Here is a 19,032-nt window from a genome sequence, read left to right as displayed (position 1 = left end):
GATCTACGAGGAGGGATGGTGCCCAGGAGAGGACTCGAACCTCCACGTCCTTTCGGACACTGGCACCTGAAGCCAGCGCGTCTACCAATTCCACCACCTGGGCAGGTCGTGTGAGGGGCGATCTACGGAATGGCGCGGGGGGTGTCAACGGGCAATCCGCGGGAAATTTTGCTGTCCCTGCGGAAGGCGACGATGGACGGGACCGAGGGCGGCGCGGCGCGGAGGGCCCGTGGCGAGCGGTGCCGGATCGGCGCTTGTCCGCGTGGCTCCCGGGGGGTAAACCGCGAGGCGTCAATTCACCTTATCAGGGCGGGGCAGATGACCGGACTTGTGACCATCTACGGCGGATCGGGCTTCCTGGGACGCTATATCACGCGTCGTCTGGCGCAGCAGGGCTGGCGCGTCCGCGTCGCCTGCCGCCGCCCCGAAGAGGCGCTGTTCGTGCGCACCTACGGCGTCGTAGGTCAGGTCGAGCCGGTGTTTTGCAACATCCGCGACGACGACAGCGTGCGCAGCGTGATGACCGGCGCCGACGCGGTGGTGAACTGCGTGGGCGTTCTGGCCGAAAAAGGCCGCAATACCTTCAAGGCGGTGCAGGAGGAGGGCCCCGAGCGGATCGCCCGCCTCGCCGCCGAGCTGGGGGTGGCGCGGATGGTGCATGTCTCGGCGATCGGCGCCGACGCCGAGAGCGAGAGCGAATACGCCCGCAGCAAGGCCGCGGGCGAGGCGGGCGTGCTGCGCCACATGCCGCAGGCGGTGGTCCTGCGCCCCTCGATCCTGTTCGGCTCCGAGGACGAGTTTTTCAACCGCTTTGCTTCGATGGCGCAGATATCGCCGGTGATCCCGGTGGTCGGGGCCAACACGAAGTTCCAGCCGGTTCATGCGGACGACGTGGCCAATGCCGCCGCCCTCGCGGTGACCGGCCATGCCGCCCCCGGTGTCTACGAGCTGGGCGGGCCCGACGTGCATAGCTTCCGCGAGCTGATTGTGCAGATGCTGCGGATCATCCGCCGCCGTCGCCTCGTGCTGGCGCTGCCCTTCGGCGTGGGCCGTCTGATGGCCACCGCTGGTGGTGTGGTGCAGATGCTGTCCCTCGGGCTGGTGCGCGCGCCGATCACCGCAGACCAGGTCGCCAATCTGCGCCATGACAACGTCGTGGGCACAGGCGCCAAGGGTTTCAGCGATCTAGGCATCGAGCCGATCGCGATGGAGGCTGTGCTGCCTGACTACCTGTGGCGCTTCCGTCCCTCGGGGCAGTATCTGGCCATCAAGGAATCGGCGCGTAACCTGCGCCCGCACTAACGAACGGACAATAGTATCATGACCGGAGAGACGATTCTCCTGCCGCTCCTCCTCGGGCTTCTGGAGGGGCTGACGGAGTTCATTCCGGTGTCCTCGACCGGCCATCTGCTGCTCGCGGGGCATTTTCTCGGCTTCGAGAGCAACGGCAAGACCTTTGAGGTGGTGATCCAGCTCGGCGCGGTGCTGGCGCTGCTCACGCTCTATTTCGGGCAGCTTTGGCGGGTGCTGCGCGACGCGCCGCACGACCCCCAGGCGCGGCGCTTCATCGCCGCGGTGCTGATCGCGTTCCTGCCGGCGGCGGTGATCGGGGTGCTGGCGCATGACATCATCAAGACGGTGCTGTTCGAGACGCCTGCGCTGATCGCGGTGATGCTGGTGCTGGGCGGCATCGTGCTGCTCTTCGTCGACCGCATGGCGCTCAACCCGCGCCATGACGACGCGATGAAGTTGCCGGTGCGCACGGCGCTGGCCATCGGCTTCTTTCAGGTGCTGGCCATGGTGCCGGGCGTCTCGCGGTCGGGGGCGACCATCGTCGGCGGGCTGCTCATGGGTGTGAACAAGCGCGCGGCGGCGGAGTTCTCGTTCTTTCTGTCGATGCCGACCATGGCCGGGGCGGTGGCCTACGATCTGTTCAAGAACCGTGACGTGCTCGACTGGAGCGCGCTCAACGAGATCGCCATCGGTTTTGCCATGGCCTTCGTGTCGGGGGCGATCGTGGTCAAATGGCTGCTCGGCTATGTCTCGCGTCATGGCTACGCGCTGTTCGGTTGGTGGCGAATCATCGTCGGGGTCGCGGCCCTCATCGGTCTGTTTCTGGTTGGATGAGCGCATAGGTATTTCATACTGACCTAAAAATCCCTCACGGCACCGAATAATTTCTCGACAGGCGCGCTAAAGCGATAAATGGGTCAGTATTGCTGACTTTTCATCGGCACGGCCTTTCTGTATCTCACTCCCGAGCCCAGCCAGAGGGAGACCAGCCATGGCCGAGAACAAGATGCTGAAATTCGTGTCCGTGCCGCGGGACATGCCGGAAAAGCGTCTGGCCACAGCGCGGCGCGAGGATTTCCAGGAAATCTACGCCGAGTTCGCCCGTGACAAGGCGGCCGAGCAGTCGAGCCGCTGCAGCCAGTGCGGCGTGCCCTATTGCCAGACGCATTGCCCGCTTCACAACAACATCCCCGACTGGCTGCGCCTGACCGCCGAAGGCCGCCTGCAGGAGGCCTACGAGGTCTCTCAGGCCACCAACACCTTCCCCGAGATCTGCGGCCGCATCTGCCCGCAGGACCGGCTTTGCGAAGGCAACTGCGTGATCGAGCAGTCGGGCCACGGCACCGTCACCATCGGCTCGGTCGAGAAGTTCATCACCGACACTGCGTGGGACGAAGGCTGGGTCCAGCCGATCCATCCCGCCCGCGAGCGCACCGAGAGCGTCGGCATCATCGGTGCCGGTCCCGGCGGCTTGGCGGCGGCCGACTACCTGCGCCGCGCAGGTGTGCAGGTCACGGTCTATGACCGCTACGACCGCGTCGGTGGGCTGATGACCTATGGCATTCCGGGCTTCAAGCTCGAGAAGGAGATCGTGGACCGCCGCACGAAGCAGTTCGAGGAATCAGGCGTCGAGTTCGTGCTGAACTGCAAGGTCGGCGAGGACATCTCCTTCGACGCCATCCGCGGCAAGCACGATGCCGTGCTGATCGCCACGGGGGTCTACAAATCGCGCGACCTGCCCGACAGCGAGCATGGCGGCGTTGTGCGTGCCATCGACTACCTCACCGCCTCGAACCGCAAGAATTTCGGCGACGACGTGCCCGAATACGACAGCGGCGAGCTGAACGCCGAAGGCAAGAAGGTCGTGGTGATCGGCGGCGGCGATACCGCCATGGACTGCGTGCGCACGGCGATCCGTCAGGGCGCCGAAAGCGTGAAGTGCCTCTATCGCCGCGACCGGGCCAACATGCCCGGAAGCCAGCGCGAGGTCGCCAATGCCGAGGAGGAGGGCGTCGATCTGGTCTGGCTTTCGGCCCCCAAGGGCTTCGAGTGCGGCCCCGAGGGCGTGAAGGGCGTGCATGTCCACAAGATGCGCCTCGGCACCCCCGACGCCACCGGCCGCCGCATGCCCGAGAAGATCGAGGGCGCCGATTACCTCGAAGAGGCCGATCTGGTGGTCAAGGCGCTGGGCTTCGAGCCCGAGGACCTGCCGACGCTCTGGGGCGTCGAAGGGCTGGAAGTGACCCGCTGGGGCACCGTGCGGGCCGAATTCGGCACCGGCGCCACCTCGCTCGACGGCGTCTATGCCGTGGGCGACATCGTGCGCGGCGCTTCGCTCGTTGTCTGGGCGATCCGCGACGGGCGTGACAGCGCCACCGCGATCGTGAATTATCTCGACCAGTCCGCCAGCGCCGGCGTCGCCGCCGAGTGAGCCCATGCGCGGGCTTTGGGCCCGTGCCGCCCCGGGGGGCCGGTTATCGGGGGCTGATGCCCCGGCCTTCGGGCCGGGGTCGCCCGATCCCGTCAGTTCCCGACGACCCATGTCCCGCCGACCCCGTTTCGGAGACCGCCATGAAGACGCCGATCGCCCTCCTGCTTTGCGCGTGGCCCGCTATGGCCAGTGCGCAGGCCCCACGCGAGGTGGCGCTGCCCGAGGGCTGCGCCGCCGCGCTGACCGTGCAGACCGCGAATTGCACCGTGTCGCATCATTTCACCTGCGAGGGCGACCCCGAGGGCTGGCGCCGCAGGGTCGATCTCGACCTCGACGGGGTGAGCTACTTCGGTGCCATCGACGCCGAGACCCAATGGGTCGAGAGCGTCTATCCGCGCGCCGACCGGCGCGAGGCGCTCGCTCCCGATCCCGCTGATCCGGCCTCCTTCACCGAACTGTCGGAAACCGGGGCCGACAGCTTCGATTTCACGACACTCTCGGATCAGGTCGGCGAAACCCGCTATGTCGGCTTCGACAGCCTGACCGGCGAGACCGTCACCATCGACGGCGTCGAGCTTGAGCAGACCGATTACGAGGTACGCGCCACCGGCGAGGATGGCGAGGTCCTCTGGGTCAGCCGCGGCACCGAGTTCATCGACCGCGCCCGACGCATCTTCCTGTCGGGCACGAGCGAAGTGACCGGGCCGGAGGGCAGCTTCACCTCGAACGACACGCCGATCGAATTCATCCTTCCGGGCGAGCCGGGTTTCCTCTCGTCCAACCCCAAACACGGCTGCGGCGCGACCATGTCGTCGGCACCCGCCCCCATCGCCAAGGAGATCTTCCATGACCACCTATGATGACGCCTGGGTCGCCTCGGAAGAGGCCAAGCGCAAGCACATGGCCGAGCACGGCCTCTACCGCGAGGATGACGAGCACGCCTCCTGCGGCGTCGGTCTCGTCGTCGCGATCGACGGCACCCCATCGCGCGCGGTGGTCGAAAAGGGCATCGCCGCGCTCAAGGCGGTCTGGCACCGCGGCGCCGTCGACGCCGACGGCAAGACCGGCGACGGCGCGGGCATCCACGTGCAGATCCCGCGCGCCTTCTTCGAGGACCAGATCCGCCGCACCGGGCACGAGCCGATGGCCGAGCGCCGTATCGCGGTCGGGCAGGTGTTCCTGCCGCGCAACGACTTCGGCGCGCAGGAGACCTGCCGGACCATCGTCGAGACCGAAGTGCTGCGCATGGGGCACTACATCTATGGCTGGCGCCACGTGCCGGTCGACATCACCTGCCTCGGTGAGAAGGCCAACGCTACGCGCCCCGAGATCGAGCAGATCCTGATCCGTTGCGAGAAGGACATCGACGAGGAGCAGTTCGAACGCGAACTCTACATCATCCGCCGCCGGATCGAGCGCGCCTCGGTCGCCGCGGGCGTGCGCGAGCTTTACCTCGCCTCGCTGTCCTGCCGCTCGGTAATCTACAAGGGCATGATGCTGGCCGAGCAGGTCGCCGTGTTCTACCCCGACCTGATGGACCCGCGCTTCGAAAGCGCCTTCGCGCTCTATCACCAGCGCTATTCGACCAACACCTTCCCGCAATGGTGGCTGGCCCAACCCTTCCGCATGCTCGCCCATAACGGCGAGATCAACACGCTCAAGGGCAACACCAACTGGATGAAGAGCCACGAGATCCGCATGGCCTCCTCGACCTTCGGAGAGATGGCCGAGGACATCAAGCCGATCGTGCCGCAGGGCAGTTCGGACTCGGCCGCGCTCGATTCGGTGTTCGAGGTGCTGGTGCGCGCCGGGCGCAACGCGCCGATGGCCAAGACCATGCTGGTGCCCGAGGCCTGGTCCAAGAGCCGGGTCGAGATGCCGCAGGCGTGGCAGGACATGTATTCCTACTGCAACGCCGTGATGGAGCCGTGGGACGGCCCCGCCGCTCTGGCGATGACCGATGGCCGCTGGGTCTGCGCTGGTCTCGACCGCAACGGCCTGCGCCCGATGCGCTACGTCGTCACCGGCGACGGCCTGCTCGTCGCGGGCTCCGAGGCCGGCATGGTGCCGGTGGACGAGGCCCGCGTCGTCGAGAAGGGCGCGCTCGGCCCGGGCCAGCTCATCGCGGTCGACATGGGCGAGGGCCGGCTGTTCCATGACAGCGAAATGAAGGACAAGCTCGCCGCCTCGCAGCCCTTCGGCGAGTGGATCGAAAAGGTCGTGAATCTCAACGACATCCTGCGCGACGTGCCCGAGGAGCCGCTGTTCGAGGGCCCCGAGCTGCGCAAGCGCCAGATCGCCGCCGGCTACTCGGTCGAGGAACTGGAGCAGGTGCTGGCCCCGATGGCCGAGGACGGCAAGGAGATGATCGCGTCGATGGGCGACGACACGCCCTCGGCCGTGCTCTCGACCAAGTACCGGCCGCTGTCGCATTTCTTCCGGCAGAACTTCTCCCAAGTCACCAACCCGCCGATCGACAGCCTTCGCGAAAGCCGGGTGATGTCTCTCAAGACGCGGTTCGGCAACCTCAAGAACGTGCTCGACGAAAGCTCCAGCCAAGCCGAGATCCTTGTGCTGGAGAGTCCGTTCATCGCCAATGCCGAGTTCGACACCATGGTCGAGCAGTTCGGTGACCAGGTGGCCTTCATCGACTGCACCTTCCCGACGGGCGGCGCGCCCGACGGGCTGCGCGCGGGGCTGGAGCGGATCCGCGCCGAGGCCGAGGACGCGGTGCGCTCGGGCGCCGGGCACATCGTGCTCACCGACCAGCATCAGGACGAGGACCGCGTCCCGATGCCGATGATCCTCGCCACCTCGGCGGTGCATTCGTGGCTGACCCGCAAGGGGCTGCGGACCTTCTGCTCGGTCAATGTGCGCTCGGCTGAGTGCATCGATCCGCATTACTTCGCGGTGCTGATCTCCTCGGGGGCGACCACGGTGAACGCCTATCTCGCGCAGGACAGCCTTGCGGATCGCCTGAACCGTGGCCTGCTCGAAGGCACGCTCACCGACATCATGCGCCGCTACCGCGATGCGGTGGATGCGGGCCTGCTCAAGATCATGGCCAAGATGGGCATCTCGGTGATCTCGTCGTATCGCGGCGGTCTCAACTTCGAGGCCGTGGGCCTCAGCCGTGCGATGTGCGCCGAGTATTTCCCCGGCATGCACAGCCGCATCTCCGGCATCGGCCTCACCGGCATCCAGAAGAAGCTCGAAGAGGTGCACGCCCGCGGCTGGACCAAGGCGGGCGCGGATCTCGGCACGCTGCCGATCGGCGGTTTCTACAAGTCGCGCCGCTCGGGCGAGAAGCACGCCTGGGAAGCCACGACCATGCACATGATGCAGGCCGCCTGCGACCGCGCCTCCTATGAGCTGTGGAAGCAATACGCCTCGACCATGCAGGCCAACCCGCCGATCCACCTGCGCGACCTTCTCGCGATCAAGCCGATGGGCGAGGCCATCCCGATCGAGCAGGTCGAGAGCATCACCTCGATCCGCAAGCGTTTCGTCACGCCGGGCATGTCGCTGGGCGCGCTCAGCCCCGAGGCGCACAAGACGCTCAACGTCGCGATGAACCGCATTGGCGCCAAATCCGACTCGGGCGAGGGTGGCGAGGATCCGGCGCATTTCCTGCCCGAGGCCAATGGCGACAACCCGAGCGCCAAGATCAAGCAGGTGGCCTCGGGCCGCTTCGGCGTCACCGCCGAATACTTGGGCGCCTGCGAGGAACTGGAGATCAAGGTGGCGCAAGGCGCCAAGCCCGGCGAGGGCGGCCAGCTTCCGGGGATGAAGGTCACCAAGCTGATCGCGCGTCTGCGGCATTCGACGGAAGGGGTCACGCTGATCTCGCCGCCGCCGCACCACGACATCTACTCGATCGAGGACCTTGCGCAGCTGATCTACGATCTCAAGCAGATCAACCCGCGCGCCAAGGTGACGGTGAAGCTCGTCTCCTCCTCGGGCGTCGGCACGATCGCGGCGGGCGTGGCCAAGGCCAAGGCCGACGTGATCCTGATCTCGGGCCATAATGGCGGCACCGGGGCCAGCCCCGCGACCTCGATCAAATATGCGGGCCTGCCGTGGGAGATGGGTCTCACCGAGGCGCATCAGGTGCTGTCGATGAACAACCTGCGCGGCCGGGTGACGCTTCGCACCGATGGCGGTCTGCGCACCGGGCGCGACATCGTCATGGCGGCGATGATGGGGGCCGAGGAATACGGCATCGGCACCGCGGCGCTCATCGCCATGGGCTGCATCATGGTGCGCCAGTGCCAGTCCAACACCTGCCCGGTGGGGGTCTGCACCCAGGACGAGGCGCTGCGCGGCAAGTTCGCGGGCAACGCCGACAAGGTGGTGAACCTGATCACCTTCTACGCGCAGGAAGTGCGCGAGATCCTGGCCTCGATCGGCGCGCGTTCGCTTGATGACGTGATCGGCCGGGCCGACCTGCTGACGCAGGTGTCGCGTGGCTCGGCGCATCTTGACGATCTCGACCTCAACCCGCTCTTGATTACGGTCGATGGCACCAAGAGCATCCGCTACGACCGCAATAAGCCGCGCAACGAGGTGCTCGACACGCTCGACGCCGAAATCGTCAAGGACGCCCAGCGCTTCCTCGAGGATGGCGAGAAGATGCAGCTGCAATACGCGGTGCAGAACACGCACCGCACCATCGGCACCCGGACCTCGGCGCATATCGTCGAGAATTTCGGGATGCGGAACCAGCTGCAGCCCGACCACCTGACCGTCAAGCTCACCGGCTCGGCGGGGCAGTCGCTCGGCGCCTTCGCGGCCCCCGGCCTCAAGCTCGAGGTGTCCGGCGACGCCAACGACTATGTGGGCAAGGGTCTCTCGGGCGGCACCATCGTGGTGCGCCCGCAGATGCAAAGCCCGTTGGTGGCGAGCGAGAACACCATCATCGGCAACACCGTGCTCTATGGTGCGACGGCAGGCTATCTCTTTGCCGCCGGCCGCGCGGGCGAGCGTTTCGCGGTGCGCAACTCGGGCGCGCATGTGGTGATCGAGGGCTGCGGCACCAATGGTTGCGAATACATGACCGGCGGTGTCGCTGTGATCCTTGGCTCGATCGGTGCCAACTTCGGCGCCGGCATGACCGGTGGCATGGCCTATCTTTACGATCCCGAAGGCCTCGCCGAGCCGTTGATGAACACCGAGACGCTCGTCACCTGCGGCGTCACGGTCGATCACTGGGAGCGCGAGCTGCACGGGCTGATCGAGCGTCACCAGCTCGAGACCGGGAGCCGTAAGGCCGCCGAGATCCTGCAGCATTGGGACAGCGAGAAGCACAACTTCCTGCAGGTCTGCCCCAAGGAAATGCTGCGCCACATCCCGCATCCCCTCACCGTCGAGGAGGTGGCGCTGCCCGCCGAGTGATCGCGAATCGCGGTCGAGAATCGAAGGGCCGGGGCGGCGACGCCCCGGCCCTTTCGCATCCAAGCGGGGAGGGGGCATGGCAGCCATGCGGGAACCCGGCGGGGCCCTCAAGGGTAGTCATGCCGCACCGCAACATAGCCCGGAACACCGGCGCGACGGCGGCAACCTGACAAACGGATGTGCCCGATGACCTCCATGAACAAACGAGATCCGGCTTCCCTCTCGCGCAAGGCCGCGCAGCGGTTCAAGATCCGCGCCGTCGCGGGGACCGCCATCGCGACCATGGCGGCCTCGGCCTATGCCAACCACCGCCTTGCGAAGCGCGCCGAACGGGACAACCCGCCCATGGGGCGGTTCATCACGGTGAAGGGTGTGCGGCTGCACTACCTCGAACGCGGCACCGGCCCGGCGTTGGTGCTGCTGCATGGCAATGGCAGCATGATCCAGGATTTCGAGAGCAGCGGGCTGATCGACATGGCGGCGCGGCACCACCGGGTCATTGTCTTCGACCGGCCCGGCTTTGGTCACAGCGCCCGCCCGCGCAACACCGTCTGGACGCCCGAGGTGCAGGCAATGCTGCTACACGAGGCGCTGGGCCGGATCGGCGTGACGCGCGCGACGGTGCTGGGCCATTCCTGGGGCTGTTCGGTGGCGGTCGCGCTCGCCGACCGCTTCCCCGAGGCGGTCTCGGGGCTGGTGCTGGCCTCGGGTTATTATTACCCGAGCCCGCGCGCCGATGTCGTCGGCCTTTCGGCTCCGGCGGTGCCGGTGCTGGGCGACGTGCTGCGCTATGCCGTCTCGCCGCATCTGGCGCGGGTGATATGGCCCGCCGTGCTGGAGCATCTTTTCGCGCCGCGCCCGGTGCCCGCGAAGTTCGCGCAGTTTCCCAAGGAAATGGCGGTGCGCCCCTCGCAGATCCGCGCCAGTGCCGCCGAGACCGCGATGATGATCCCCCGCGCCGCCGCGGCACGGTCCCGTTACGCGGCACTATCGATGCCCGTCGCCATCGTCGCGGGCGCCGAAGACCGGCTCATCGATTGCGAGGCGCAGTCGGCCCGGCTGCATGGGGAGATCGCCCAGAGCAGCTTTGAGCGTCTGCCGGGAGAGGGCCATATGATCCAGCAGACCGCGACACATGCCCTCATGGCGGCGATCGACAAGGTGGCCGTGCCGCGCAACCGCGCGGCTTGAACGGGGCCTGAACGGAGTGCGGCGTGGGCGATGCGACACCGCATCGCTCCTTGGAAACGGGTCCGAGGTTCGGCTTGACCGGACCCCGGCGGGCAAGGTCTATGGCGGCATGGCCAAACCCGTGAACACTTCCAAGACCGGCACCGCCGCCCGACGCAACCGCAAGGCAAAAAGCGCCGCCGAGACGCCCGCCGATGCCGCTCTGCGCACGCCCGCGCGCTGGTTCGCGCGCGTCGCCCTCTGGGCCGCTCTGGGCCTCGTCGGCCTGGCGGGCGCGCTGGTCCTGCTGTTTTCGACCTTCAACCCGCCGATCACCCCCTACATGATGTCCGAGCGCGCGCGGCTGGGCGAGATCGCCCATGATTGGGTGCCGATGGAGGAGATCGCGCCCGTCATGGCCCGCGCCGCCGTTGCCGCAGAGGACGCCAATTTCTGCCTGCACTGGGGTCTCGACCTCAAGGCGATCCGCACGGCGATGGCTTCGGGCGGCAATCGCGGCGCGTCGACCATCAGCCAGCAGGTGGTCAAGAACGTCTATCTCTGGCAGGGGCGCAGCTGGCTGCGCAAGGCGCTCGAGGCCGGGATGACGCCTGCCGTCGAGGCGGTCTGGTCCAAGAGGCGGATCCTCGAGACCTATCTCAACGTGGCCGAGTTCGACGAGGGGGTGTTCGGCGTCGGCAGGGCCGCACCGCATTATTTCGGCGTGTCCGCCGCCGACCTGTCGGAGGTGCAGGCCGCCCGCCTCGCCGCGATTCTGCCGGACCCAAAGGCGCGATCGGCTTCGGACCCGTCGGACTTCGTACGCCGCCGCGCCGCCGCGATTCTCGACGGCGCCGCGACGATCCGGCGCGACGGGCGAGACGACTGCTTCGAGTGATGCGCACGGGATTGAAGCGGCGCGACAGTTGCGGCAGATAGGGGAGCATGCAGAACAACCGTCCCGCCACGCACCGCCTTTATCACTACCCGCTCTCGCCTTTCTCGCGAAAGGTGCGGCTCAGCCTCGCCGAAAAGCGGATCGAGGTCGAACTCGTGGAAGAGCGTTACTGGGAGCAGGATCCCGAATTCCTGCGCCGCAACCCGGCGGGCAAGGTGCCGGTGCTCAAGCTCGGCAACCGCATGATGTCGGAGAGCGCCGCGATCTGCGAATATCTCGAAGAGGTGCAGCCCGATCCGCCGCTGTTGCCGCAATCGGTCGATGCCCGCTACGAGGTGCGCCGTCTGGTGGCGTGGTTCGACGACAAGTTCCACCGCGAGGTGACCTCGAAGCTCTTGGGCGAACGGGTGTTCAAGAAGGTCATGGGCGGCGGTTACCCCGACAGCACCAACGTCAAGGCAGGCGCGCGTGCGATCAAGTATCACCTCGACTACATGGCGTGGCTGCTGGACCAGCGGCGCTGGCTCGCGGGCAACGAGCTGTCGCTCGCCGATTTCGCCGCCGCCTCGCATCTGTCGTGCCTCGACTACATCTCGGACGTGGACTGGAACCGTTCCGAGACGGTCAAGGACTGGTACGCCAAGATCAAGTCGCGCCCGGCCTTCCGTTCGCTTCTGGCCGACCAGCTTCCGGGCTTTCCACAGCCCGCCCATTACGCCGATCTTGATTTCTGAGATGCCCCGCTTGGGGTCGCCGATCCGGATGCGTATCTGGGAATGGTGACGGATCCGGGTTTGAAGGACAGGCTGCGCGAGGCCGCGCTCGGCGAGGGATTCGCCGAGATGGGAATCTGCCGCCCCGATGCCATCCCCGAGGCCGCCGGACGCCTCGCCACCTATGTCGATGAGGGCCGCCACGGTCAGATGGGCTGGATGGAGGAGCGCATGCATTGGCGCGGCGATCCGGCCGCGCTCTGGCCAGAGGTGCGCTCCGTGATCATGCTGGCCGAGGCCTATACGCCGCACCACGATCCGCTCGAGGTGCTTGAACAGCGCGACCGCGCCGCGATCAGCGTCTATGCCCATGGCCGCGATTACCACGACCTCGTCAAGAAGCGCCTCAAGCGGGTCGGGCGCTGGCTTCTGGAGCAATGCCCCGACGAGCAGATCAAGGTCTTCGTCGACACCGCGCCGGTGATGGAGAAGCCGCTGGCACAGGCCGCCGGTCTGGGCTGGCAAGGCAAGCACACCAATCTTCTGGGCCGCACGGTCGGCAACTGGGTGTTCCTCGGCGCGATCTTCACAACCGTCGATCTTCCCGTCGATGCACCCGCGGTCGAGAAATGTGGCTCCTGCACGCGCTGTCTCGACATCTGTCCGACCAACGCCTTTCCGGCGCCCTTCCAACTCGATGCGCGGCGCTGCATTTCCTACCTCACCATCGAACACAAGGGACCGGTGCCCGAGGAGTTTCGCGAGGCTCTGGGCAACCGCATCTATGGCTGCGACGACTGCCTCGCCATCTGCCCGTGGAACAAGTTTGCCCAAGAGGCGACCGAAATGCGCTATTTCGGCAAGGTCGATGCGCCGCCGCTCGCCGATCTGGCAAAGCTCGACGATGCGACCTTCCGCGAGATGTTCTCCGGTTCTGCGATCAAGCGGATCGGACGCGACCGGTTCCTGCGCAACGTCGCCTATGCCATTGGCAACTCCAGCGACCGGGGCCTGCTTGGGGTGGCCCGTGATCTGGCCGCCGAAGCCGATCCGGTTCTGGCCGAGGCCGGTCAATGGGCCGTGAGGCGGCTGGAAGGGGCGGAAAAGGCGGCTAGGTCAAGTTCCTGACAAGCACAGGGAGACCGACATGAAGTCCATTTCGCCTTTTGTTGCGGCAGCTCTGGCCGCGCTGATCCCCGGCCTCGCCCTCGCCGATGCCGATCATGGCGGCGTCAAGCAGCCCGTCGATCGCGGTCCGGCCAACGCCGATTACGAACCCGCTTTCCCCGAGCAAGCCAACGCGCCCAAGATGGAGGCCACCGAAACCACCATCGAGACCTTTGCCGAGGGGCTAGAGCGGCCTTGGGGCATCGCGCCGCTGCCCGATGGAAGCTATCTCGTCACCGAGCGTCCCGGTCGGTTGCGCCATGTCTCGGCCTCGGGCGAGGTGCACCAGCCGATCACCGGCCTGCCCGAGATCGACGCGCGCGAACAGGGCGGCCTTCTCGATGTGACGCCGAGCCCCGAATTCGACAGCGACCGCATGGTCTATTTCACCTATGCCAAGCCGGTCGATGGCGGCGTTGCCACGGCGGCCGCGCGTGGCACGTTGTCGGAGGACATGACCGCGCTGGAGAATGTCGAAGACATCTTCGTTCAAGGCCCGCCCGCCGACGCGCCGATGCATTACGGCTCGCGCATCACCTTCGACGGCGAAGGGCATGTCTTCATCACCACGGGCGAGCATTTCACCGACGAATACCGCGAGATGGCGCAGGACATCACCAACACCTATGGCGTGGTGGTGCGGCTCAATCCAGATGGCTCGGTGCCCGAGGACAACCCCTTCGTGGGCCAGGAAGGCGAGGACGCGATCTGGTCCTATGGCCACCGCAACATTCAGGGCGCGGCGATCCAACCCTCCACAGGAGACTACTGGACCATCGAACACGGACCCGCGGGTGGCGACGAGCTTAACCGCCCCGAGCCGGGTGCCAATTACGGCTGGCCCAAGGTGAGCTATGGCGTCCGCTATGATGGTGAGCCGGTCGGCATCGGCGAGCCGCGCGCCGAGGGCATCGAGGAGCCGGTCTATTATTGGGACCCGGTGATCGCGCCGGGCGGCATGGCCTTCTACGAGGGCGGCGCCTTCGATGGATGGGAAGGCGATCTGGTCATCGCCTCGCTCGTGCCCGGTGAGGTGGTGCGCCTCGACATCAACGAGGAAGGCCTCGTGGTCGGCGAGGAAGCCCTCGCGGGCGGCAATGGCCGGGTGCGCGACGTGGAAATCACCGAATCCGGCGAGGTGCTGTTTCTGATCGACAGCGAAGCGGGCGCGATCCTGAAAATGAGCCCTGCGAACTGACCGTGAAGGCCAAGCTCCGGCGGTGCATGGCGCGCGCCGGGGCACTCATGCGAAAGATGCAGACCGAATCGGCGGGATCGGCTAGGTTGCAGACCCGCGATACCCCCAAGGGAGGAGATTTCGATGACCAAGCACGTGATCGACAAGCCCAAGGACCGCTCCGAGATCAAGGCGCGCGAATACATGCGGCTCGAGCGCGAGGAAGGCCCGCATCGCGCGACGAAACAGCTTCACGCCCGCGGCCTCGGCGCCCGCGGCGCGGCGCGGATACGCGAGTTTCTGCGGATCGAGCGCGGTCGCGAGGCCTGAGACCTGTGTCTCTGTCGGGGTAAGATCGGCCCGGTAGCGGCAGATCTAAGAGACCTTGAACCAGATGACATGACGCGCCACTTCCGGATCCCGGAGGTGGCGCTGGCTTTTGTCAGGGTCGGACGGGCTGCGCCCTCGTTAACAGGGGCATCGCCTCCGGCACCGGTGTCCTGCCGGGCAATGCCTGCTTGCCCCCGCTGGCCGGGGGGCTAGGGTCGGGGCGAAAGGACACCCATGCCCCGTTCCAGCGCCTCCCCGGCTTCGACCGATGCCGTCACCTCGCCTGCACAGCAGCCGATGCGCGGCATCCTGTTCAAGGTCGCCTCGGTCTGCGTCTTCGTCGCCATGGCTTCGATCATCAAAGCGACCTCGGACGTGGTACCGCCGGGTGAGGCGGTGTTCTTCCGATCTTTCTTCGCGCTTCCCGTCATCATCGCGTGGCTCCTGTGGCGCGGCGAACTGCGCCACGGGCTCGAGACACCCAACCCGATGGGGCATCTGTGGCGCGGTCTCGTCGGCACCGCGGCCATGGGGCTCGGATTCACCGCGCTGGGGCTACTCTCCTTTCCCGAGGTGACGGCGATCGGCTATGCCGCACCGCTGATGGTGGTGGTGCTGGCGGCGATGTTTCTGGGCGAGGAGGTGCGGCTGTTCCGGCTTTCGGCGGTGGGGGCGGGGCTCGTCGGGGTGCTGATCGTCATGTCGCCCCGGCTCACGGTGACCTCCGATCCTCTCAGCATGGCCGAGACGCTGGGCGCGGTGGTGGCGCTGGGCGGCGCGCTTTGCGCGGCGCTGGCGCAGGTCTTCGTGCGAAAGCTAACCCGCACCGAAAGCACGGCGACGATCGTCTTCTGGTTCTCGGCCACGGCAAGCGTGCTGGCGCTGCTGACGCTGCCCTTCGGCTGGACCATGCCGGGTCCTGGCACCTTCGCGCTGCTGGTCGCGGCGGGGCTTCTCGGGGGGCTGGGGCAGATCTTCCTCACCTCCAGCTACCGCTACGCCGACGCCTCGCTGATCGCACCGTTCGAATACGCCTCGATGCTGCTGGCGCTGGGCGTGGGCTATTTCCTCTTCGACGAAGTGCCGACGGCGGCGATGCTCGCGGGGGCCGCGATCATCGTCTCGGCCGGTATCGCCATCATCCTGCGCGAGCGCAAGCTTGGGCTGGAGCGCGGCCGCGGGCGCCGCGCGATGAGCCCGAACGGCTAGCCCTGTACTTCCTGCTGGACCTGCCCCCATGCGGTCAGGGTGAAGATCGCCGTGCCGCCAATCACATTGCCCAGCAGCACCGGTCCGAACCAGCGCACCAGCAGTTCGGGTAGGTCGCCCGCCCCCGACAGCACCACATGCGCCATCTCGACCGAGCCCGCGATGACATGCTGGAAATCGCCCGCAGCGATCAGCCATGTGAAGGCGGTGATGATGAGGAAATACTCGTGATCGCCCGAGGAAATCATCCAGACCAGCGCCGCGATCAGAATCCCGGCGGGAATCGCGCGCCAGAAATTCTCCCATGCCCCGGCCGAAGTGGCGGTGACGCTGATCTTACCCATAGCTGTCGACATCTCCGGCGGCAGGGCAGAGGTGTGGACGAAAAACGCCGCGGCAAGAAAGGCACCGATGATATTGGCCCCGAGCACGAGCGCCCAAAGCCGCGCCACCTTCCACAGCGTGGTGCCGTCACGATGGGTGAGCAGCGGCAGGACGGTCGAAATGGTGTTTTCGGTGAAAAGCTGCATCCGGCTCAGGATCACCAGCAGGAAGCCGAAGCAATAGCCGAAATCGGCGATGTAGACGGCCCATGGCACTTCGGGCAGATGTGCCTTGAGCACGGCCTCGGCCATCACCGAGACCGAGATCATCAGCCCCGCCGCGATGCCGGCCCAGAACAGCGCTGCGTTGGGCCGCTTGAGCTCTTCTTCGCCCTCGCGCAACACGACATGATAGACCAGTCGCGCGCTCAGATGGCTCGCCTCGTTGACGGCCTTGGCCTCGGCCTTGTTGCGCACGTGGTCGGCATGCTCGGGATCGCGGTGCGGGGCGTTGTACATGAAGTCTCCTGCGGCTTGTCCGCGAGGAGGTAAGGCGATGGGTGCCGTCGGAAAGCGCGGCCCGGCACCGCGGACCGCGCACAGGCTCAGGCGCGCACGAGCTTTTCGTAGCTTTCGGCCACGTCGCGGGTCAGCGCGCCGACCTCGAAGCTGTAGTCGCCGATCTGCCCTACCGGGGTCACCTCGGCTGCAGTGCCGGTGAGCCAGCACTGCTCGAAGCCCTCGAGCTCCTCGGGCATGATGTGCCGCTCATGCACGGTCAGTCCCTTGTCCTTGAGCATCGCGATCACGGTCTGGCGCGTGATTCCGTTGAGGAAGCAATCGGCCAGCGGCGTGTGCACCTCGCCATCCTTGACGAAGAACATGTTGGCGCCCGTCGCCTCGGCGACATAGCCGCGATAGTCGAACATCAGCGCGTCGGAGCAGCCCTTGGCCTCGGCGGCGTGCTTGGACATCGTGCAGATCATGTAGAGACCCGCGGCCTTGGCCTGGCTCGGCGCGGTCTCGGGGGAAGGGCGCTTCCACTTGGCGATGTCGAGCTTGGCACCCTTCATCTTGGCGTCGCCGTAATAGCTGCCCCATTCCCAGGCCGCGACGGCCATGCGCACCGGGTTGCGCAAGGACGCCACGCCCATGTCGGGACCGGCACCGCGCCACGCCAGCGCCCGCACATAGGCATTGGACCAGCCATTGGCCTCGAGCACTGCGTATTTCGCCGTTTCGATCTCCTCGACCGAATAGGGGATCTCGAAATCCAGCAGCTCGGCCGATTTGCGCAGCCGCTGCGAATGTTCGACGCCCTTGAAGATGCGGCCGTCATAGCAGCGCTCGCCCTCGAACACCGAGGAGGCGTAATGCAGCGCGTGGGTCAGGACATGCACCTGCGCGTCGCGCCATTCCACAAGCTGGCCGTCGAGCCAGATCTTTCCGTCGCGATCGTCATAGCCACCGGACATGGCGTGCCTCCCTGTCAAGATTTCGGATGCGGAGTCGGGCTCCAAGACCGAAAATTGCGCTTCATGGGGCAAATCGCTAGTGCTTCGCTCTTGGAATGTCAACAAGGCTGACGTATTGTGACCCAAAGGCGAACGACCGAAGGGACGACAGCGCATGGCCGAGGCACCGGCGCCGCAGGGGGGATCGAGCCTTCTCTTCCTGACGGACGAACAGCTCAGGAAGGGCATCGAAGCGATGTTCTTCGCCTACCGCGGCTTTACTGCCGATCCCGACCGCATCCTTGAGGGCCGCGAGATGGGCCGCGCGCATCACCGGGCGATCCATTTCATCCACCGCTCGCCCGGCACCACCGTATCGAACCTGATGGCGCTTCTGGGCGTCACCAAGCAATCGCTGAATCGGGTGCTGCGCGCCCTGATCGCGGCGGGTCTGGTCGAGGCGCGGGTAGGGCGGCGCGACCGGCGTGAGCGGCACTTGCATCTGACCGAGGAGGGCGCGCGGCTCGAGCGTGAGCTGTCCGATGCGCAGCGCGAGCGGATGCGCGCCGCCTACCGCACCGCAGGGCCGGTCGCGGTGGCGGGCTTCCGGCAGGTGCTCGAGGCGATGATGGACGACGAAAGCCGCCGCCAGTACGAAGCTTTGGCCGGAAGGGGCGGATGATGAGCACCGATCTCGCGCATCTCTTGGTGGTCGATGACGACGCGCGGCTGCGGGCGCTGTTGCAGAAGTTCCTTTCGCGGCACGGCTACCTCGTCACCGGGGCGCGCGATGCTGGCCATGCGCGCCGCCTGTTGTCGGGTCTCGATTTCGACCTCATCGTCCTCGACGTGATGATGCCCGGCGAGGACGGCATCTCGCTCTGCCGGTCGCTGCGCGAGACGCTGCCCGTGCCGATCCTGCTGCTCACCGCGCGCGGCGAGACCGGGGACCGGATCACCGGGCTCGAGGCCGGGGCCGACGATTACCTCGCCAAGCCCTTCGATCCCAAGGAACTGCTGCTCAGGATCAACGCCGTGCTGCGACGCCAGCCGGTGCCCGAACCCGAGCCCGAGCGGCCCGCTATGCTGGATCTTGGACCGGTGCGCTACGACGTGGCGCGCGGCGAGATGTGGGAGGGCGAGAGCCAGATCCGCCTGACCGCCACCGAATCGCAGTTGATGCGGATCTTTGCCGCGCAGCCGCGCGAGCCGGTGACCCGTGCCCATCTGGTCGAGGAGTTGGGCCGCGGCGGCGGTCAGAGCCAGGAGCGCGCGGTCGACGTGCAGATCACCCGGCTGCGCCGCAAGTTCGAGGCCGACCCGCGCCAGCCGCGCTATCTGCAGACGGTGCGCGGCGAAGGTTACATGCTGACGCCGGATTGAGTGCGGCGCAGCTGAAGACAGGACAAATGCGGCTCGCGCGGCGGTGACATCGTGGCGCTTGCGCCCGGCGGCGATCTGGGATTGCCTGCA

16 protein-coding genes and 1 tRNA gene are annotated in these 19,032 nt (G+C 66.7%); 14 read left to right on the top strand and 3 right to left on the bottom strand.

From position 1 onward, the window contains the following. Window positions 1-16 precede the first annotated feature (16 nt). Window positions 17-103: transfer RNA gene (locus ACJASC_RS02645), tRNA-Leu, on the bottom strand. A gap of 215 nt (window positions 104-318) precedes the next feature. Here ACJASC_RS02645 and ACJASC_RS02640 point away from each other — a divergent pair. The 12 genes from ACJASC_RS02640 (at window position 319) to ACJASC_RS02585 (ending at window position 15,782) form a co-directional block, all read left to right on the top strand. Then, window positions 319-1,302 carry a complex I NDUFA9 subunit family protein gene (locus ACJASC_RS02640; protein ID WP_415143316.1) on the top strand — a complete coding sequence of 328 codons (984 nt, stop codon included), beginning with the start codon at window positions 319-321 and terminating at the stop codon, window positions 1,300-1,302. Window positions 1,303-1,320: 18 nt separating this feature from the next. Continuing rightward, entirely contained in the window at window positions 1,321-2,127 is an 807-nt protein-coding gene (locus ACJASC_RS02635) for an undecaprenyl-diphosphate phosphatase (RefSeq protein ID WP_021692875.1), read from the top strand. Between the two features lie 157 nt (window positions 2,128-2,284). Next, the gene (locus tag ACJASC_RS02630; RefSeq protein ID WP_415143314.1) at window positions 2,285-3,724 is read left to right on the top strand and encodes an NAD(P)-dependent oxidoreductase; all 1,440 of its coding nucleotides are present in this window, start codon (window positions 2,285-2,287) and stop codon (window positions 3,722-3,724) included. Window positions 3,725-3,864: 140 nt separating this feature from the next. Next, the gene (locus ACJASC_RS02625) at window positions 3,865-4,584 is read left to right on the top strand and encodes a hypothetical protein (RefSeq protein ID WP_415143312.1); all 720 of its coding nucleotides are present in this window, start codon (window positions 3,865-3,867) and stop codon (window positions 4,582-4,584) included. Further along, entirely contained in the window at window positions 4,571-9,118 is a 4,548-nt protein-coding gene (gene gltB, locus ACJASC_RS02620) for a glutamate synthase large subunit (protein WP_415143310.1), read from the top strand. The genes ACJASC_RS02625 and gltB overlap by 14 nt, the downstream gene beginning before the upstream one ends. Before the next feature lie 186 nt (window positions 9,119-9,304). Further along, complete coding sequence (locus tag ACJASC_RS02615; protein ID WP_415143308.1) at window positions 9,305-10,309, top strand: alpha/beta fold hydrolase; 1,005 nt, start codon at window positions 9,305-9,307, stop codon at window positions 10,307-10,309. A gap of 109 nt (window positions 10,310-10,418) precedes the next feature. After that, a complete protein-coding gene (gene mtgA, locus ACJASC_RS02610) occupies window positions 10,419-11,186 on the top strand; it encodes a monofunctional biosynthetic peptidoglycan transglycosylase (RefSeq protein ID WP_415143306.1) in 768 nt (255 codons plus the stop codon). 47 nt (window positions 11,187-11,233) lie between these two features. Beyond that, window positions 11,234-11,920: an FtsZ-binding protein FzlA gene (fzlA, locus tag ACJASC_RS02605; RefSeq protein WP_045319675.1), complete on the top strand. Its 687-nt coding sequence runs from the start codon at window positions 11,234-11,236 to the stop codon at window positions 11,918-11,920. A 42-nt stretch (window positions 11,921-11,962) separates the two neighbouring features. Next, window positions 11,963-13,027 carry a tRNA epoxyqueuosine(34) reductase QueG gene (gene queG / locus ACJASC_RS02600; protein WP_415143303.1) on the top strand — a complete coding sequence of 355 codons (1,065 nt, stop codon included), beginning with the start codon at window positions 11,963-11,965 and terminating at the stop codon, window positions 13,025-13,027. A gap of 19 nt (window positions 13,028-13,046) precedes the next feature. Further along, window positions 13,047-14,264, top strand: coding sequence for a PQQ-dependent sugar dehydrogenase (locus tag ACJASC_RS02595; RefSeq protein ID WP_415143301.1), 1,218 nt, complete (start codon window positions 13,047-13,049; stop codon window positions 14,262-14,264). 123 nt (window positions 14,265-14,387) lie between these two features. After that, window positions 14,388-14,573, top strand: coding sequence for a hypothetical protein (locus ACJASC_RS02590; protein WP_021692884.1), 186 nt, complete (start codon window positions 14,388-14,390; stop codon window positions 14,571-14,573). Between the two features lie 234 nt (window positions 14,574-14,807). Then, window positions 14,808-15,782, top strand: coding sequence for a DMT family transporter (locus ACJASC_RS02585; RefSeq protein ID WP_415143299.1), 975 nt, complete (start codon window positions 14,808-14,810; stop codon window positions 15,780-15,782). Here the strand turns inward: ACJASC_RS02585 and ACJASC_RS02580 are convergent. Together ACJASC_RS02580 and ACJASC_RS02575 are read right to left on the bottom strand one after the other, a co-directional pair. Continuing rightward, window positions 15,779-16,624, bottom strand: coding sequence for a formate/nitrite transporter family protein (locus ACJASC_RS02580; protein WP_415143297.1), 846 nt, complete (start codon window positions 16,622-16,624; stop codon window positions 15,779-15,781). The two genes, ACJASC_RS02585 and ACJASC_RS02580, sit on opposite strands and share 4 nt — an antisense overlap. An 86-nt stretch (window positions 16,625-16,710) precedes the next feature. Then, complete coding sequence (locus ACJASC_RS02575) at window positions 16,711-17,580, bottom strand: branched-chain amino acid aminotransferase (protein WP_415143295.1); 870 nt, start codon at window positions 17,578-17,580, stop codon at window positions 16,711-16,713. A 154-nt stretch (window positions 17,581-17,734) separates the two neighbouring features. Between ACJASC_RS02575 and ACJASC_RS02570 the strand changes: the two genes are divergently transcribed. Both ACJASC_RS02570 and ACJASC_RS02565 read left to right on the top strand, forming a co-directional pair. After that, on the top strand, window positions 17,735-18,241 hold the full coding sequence (locus ACJASC_RS02570; RefSeq protein WP_045319676.1) for a MarR family winged helix-turn-helix transcriptional regulator: 507 nt from the start codon (window positions 17,735-17,737) through the stop codon (window positions 18,239-18,241). Beyond that, complete coding sequence (locus ACJASC_RS02565; protein WP_045319687.1) at window positions 18,241-18,942, top strand: response regulator; 702 nt, start codon at window positions 18,241-18,243, stop codon at window positions 18,940-18,942. Before ACJASC_RS02570 ends, ACJASC_RS02565 begins: the two co-directional genes overlap by 1 nt. Window positions 18,943-19,032: the final 90 nt, after the last annotated feature.

It is taken from the genome of Limimaricola cinnabarinus, from assembly GCF_047631075.1.
Lineage (GTDB): Bacteria > Pseudomonadota > Alphaproteobacteria > Rhodobacterales > Rhodobacteraceae > Limimaricola > Limimaricola cinnabarinus.
This window is presented reverse-complemented; position numbering and strand designations above follow the sequence as displayed.